General features: G+C 60.0%; 1 protein-coding gene and 1 pseudogene. Both read right to left on the bottom strand.

Annotation, left to right across the window (positions count from 1 at the left end; all coding sequences use genetic code 11):
- Nucleotides 1-344: pseudogene (locus M5C01_RS32630) on the bottom strand (hypothetical protein); the annotation flags it as partial.
- Between the two features lie 235 nt (nucleotides 345-579).
- Nucleotides 580-3,766, bottom strand: a 3,187-nt coding sequence (locus M5C01_RS32625) for an Ig-like domain-containing protein (RefSeq protein WP_248764470.1), incomplete at its 5' end; no start/stop codon positions are given.

The raw sequence follows: 3,766 nt of genomic DNA, 5'->3' as shown, positions 1-3,766 counted from the left end.
TGAGTTTGCCCTGGGACGGTCACCCGGTAGAACACCGGGTCGGCATCGCCCCTGACGATAAAGCCCTTGCTGATTGTAAAGAACAGCTGCTCGTTGGCATTGCCGTCGATCACGTCCGTCCAGACCGGGGCTTGTTCATTCCCCCAGTAGAAGCCGATCGCGTCACCGTTCTCCATGGGCTCCCAAGGGTCGACGATGCATTTCAAACCACCTTCGACCAACGCGACGCCGATACCACCCTGGTAGTCTTCGAAGGGCGGGGCCATATTGGGGATGATCGGCGCGTAAAGGTCCCGCAATGGATTGCCATTGCCTGGCCTGGCAGAGGGGGATGGCTTTTTCATGAAAGCATTCCTGCGTAGCATGTTTCGCCGAAGAGGCGGCGAGACCTACAACCCAGAAGTTATTAACCGGCAGATGAAATACGGCGTCTACTGTCAGAAATGACAGGTCGGGCAGGTTATCCGACCAATGGCTCATGATCCGCCGTCGCCGCGAGGATGCTCAATGAAGGGCGTCCTCGTTGATACCTCGGTATGGGTCAACCATGGCGCAATCCACCGATGAGTTGAGTGATCCTTAATTGTCCGGCACCCGACAATACGCCCCTAACCAGGCTTCTCTGGCCGATGTACTGATATATCCGGTGTAGGGATTGGTGAAGAGGGGCCAATTAGGGTTGTTGTTCTCGAACTGCCCGGTCCAATGATCGTAGTTCCAGCCAATAGCCATTACATAATATTGCCGAAGTGCGGCCATGGTGCCGCCATCTGGACGGGATGAGTTGAAGGAGTTATTCGCCCCCACGGAGTTTGCCCAGGCCGGGGCATTGGCCCCCTGGATCGAGGGAATCGTGGCGATTTTCCAGGCGTTCGAGCGCACGATTGGGTATGAAACCGTCTGCCCAAAGGTGTCGCTTACCTCGATCGTTGCCTGACCGTTTTTATAACCGATGACCACACCGTTGCCGTCAACCTGGGCGACCGCGTTGTTTGACGAGCGGTAGGTAAATGGCGGGGTACCACTCGTGGGCCGGCGAGTGATCGTGGTCCCTGCCGGCATGGGGGTGGCGTTTCGTTGCATGCCGGTGTAAACGAAAAACCCGTTGAGCTGCACGGTGCTGGTGTCGATCTCCAAACGTGCAAAGGTCTTGACGGTATAGGTGCGCAGCGGAAAGACGGTGGCAGCCTCGTCCGAGGTGGAACCGTTGAATTTGATCTTGAGTTCCACCGTCAACGGGGTGTTGTTTCCCAGCTCTCCCAATTGCGCACGCGGGATATTTTTTGAAAGCCCGTTGGTCACTTCCGGCACAATCACTTCCGATGCCGTGTACAGGGTGATGATGTGATCACTGCCATTGGCCTTTTTACCCAGGCAGCGTAGCCAGACTCTTTGCTTGGCCGCGATACCGGGCCATGGGCTCACCTTGACGGTGGCGTCGCCCGTGAAGGTGCTCAGGTCGAGCGTCGTGCCGGTGCCATTGTTCTCGGCTTGCTGGATATAAGGTTTGTTCTGATCGGTCAGGGTAATGACGGTAAACGTCCAGGCCCCTGATACCGGTTCGCTGCCATATTTGGCCTTGGCGGTGAAGCTGTGGGGACCGGGTGCCACGGCGATGGGCGTGGTGGTGGTCCAGGTGCCACCGGTGGCGACGAAGGTGCCCTTGGGTGGTGGGGTGTCGTTGTCGAAGAGGTCAATACTGAATCCAGGGCTGGCGCGGCCAGTCAGGACCACCGAGGTGGCGGCGGTGACACCGCCGTTGGGGATGGCAGGGGTGGCGCTTTCGCTGACCGCTGTGATGGTCGGTGCCACCAGTGCAACGGTCTTGAGGGTATAGGTGCGCAGGGGAAAATCGACCGCGTTGGCCTGGGTCGAGCTCTGATCGAAGGTCACTTGCAGCACGACGTTCAATGCCGAGCCGTCGCGCAATTTCTCCAGTTCGCTGCGCAACAGCGGTGTGGACAACCCGGCCGTCACTTCCGAGGGAACGACCTCGTAAGCCGTGTAGAGGGGGATGGTATAGGGTGAGTTGTCGACCGCCGTCCCCTCGACGTGCAGCCAGACGCGCTGACCGGCGGCGATCAGCGGCCACGGTGCCACGGTGACCCGCGTATCGCCGATAAAGGTCGACAGATCCAGTTCACTGCCAATGCCGCCTTGCGCGGCCTGGGGAATCAGCGGCATGGGTAGACTGATGTCGGGTATCGCCTGCACGTTCAGCGTCAATGCACGGGACGGCTCGGATTCGCTGCCGCCGCTAGGGGTCACGGTGTAGGTGACCGTCACCGACCGGTCCAGGTTGTAGGCGAGGACCTCCACCGGGACAGGTATCTCCCGACTGCCGGGCAGCGCCTGCAGCGGGGTGGTATGAGACCCGGCCCCGGCGGTGCCGGCCCAGGTCACGCGGACCTGATCGCCAGGCCGGATACCGTAATCCGGAATCTCCACGGTCAGGGTATCCTTGGCCGCCACTGGATTGAGTTGCTGGTTGGGCGAAACTCCGGTGGCCTGCTTGACGCTGGGAGCGGCCAGGTCCATGGCCGTGCCGATATCCATCGGCAGGACCTCCGAGGGACTGATCCTTCCCGTCACACGCTTCACCCAATAGGAGGCCTTCACGGTCCCTCCCTCGTTGTTCTTGATCAGGTCGAAGTTGATGGAGAAAGGGATATCCGAAGTCTCGTTGATTTCAGTGATCGGGGTGGAGTCGGTTTTGATCCCGGTTCGTGAGCCGTTCCAGACGTAGTGCACCTTATCGCCGCGAATCTGCCCGTCATATTGCCGGACAATCAAGCGAGTCCCGGCGGGCACATCCGCAGGATCAAGGACACCGTCCTGCTCGCCTTCAACATCAGGTGGAGGTAGCTCGGCGACGGGCTCGCCGATGTTCAGCAGGTCGGCATGCAAGGACTGGCGACTGACGACTTCGCGGGCGTCCGTATCGCGCAGCAGCAGGTAGAAGAGCTCCAGCGTGCCACCGTCGATGGCGCGCAAATGTTCACCGTCGACCGAGATGTGAAGCGACTCTTTGTCCCTCTCTTCGCCATGGCTGATCAGGCGAAGAGGAAAGGATGGAAAGTAAATCTGGGTGCCTCGCGTGCCGAGCCACTTCAGGTCAATGGCTTGGCCCTCGGTCATGCTTTCATCCCAGGGAATCTCGATCAGGGTATAGGGCAACGCGGGATCAAGGGTGCCGGCGATAGCGTCCTCGGCGATGGGCGCGGCCAGTTGCCTGGCTTCGCCGATGACCTCGATGAACTGGCTTTTGGAGCGCAGGTCGGCGGAGCCATCCGCCTTGACCAAACGGTAGGAGAGCGCCGCCCGGGTGTTGACCAGTAGACGGACATCGATGCTGGGCATGGGAATATCGACGATGCTGGGCACACTGGTAACGGTTTTAAGCTCATACACACGGTCTACCGTTTCGCCCTCTAGCGAGATGCCTCGCAGGCGTATCTCGATCTCGTCGCCCGGGGCGAAGTCGGTGCGGCCGGGGACGAGGTTCATCGCCATGACGCGAGCGGTCACCGTGTCGGGGTTGGGCAAGGTGTCCATGTTCAGGACGTTGTTGAAGGCTTCCTCGATAATCGGTGCGGTGAGCCGTGGGCTGCCGGTGTCAACGTCGATACGAATCGTGGTGCTCCAGTCCTCGGAGCGGTTATTGACCACATCCAGGACATAGAAAGCCACTGGAATGCCGTCGGCCTCGGAGTCGCCTTCCTCGTCGATCACCGCCTTGTCGACGGTGATGACAATCACGTGGTTG

Source organism: Pseudomonas sp. MWU12-2319 (assembly GCF_023242525.1).
GTDB lineage: Bacteria > Pseudomonadota > Gammaproteobacteria > Pseudomonadales > Pseudomonadaceae > Aquipseudomonas > Aquipseudomonas gingeri_D.
The sequence above is the reverse complement of the archived record's forward strand: the minus strand, read 5'-3'. Positions and strand labels throughout refer to the sequence as shown.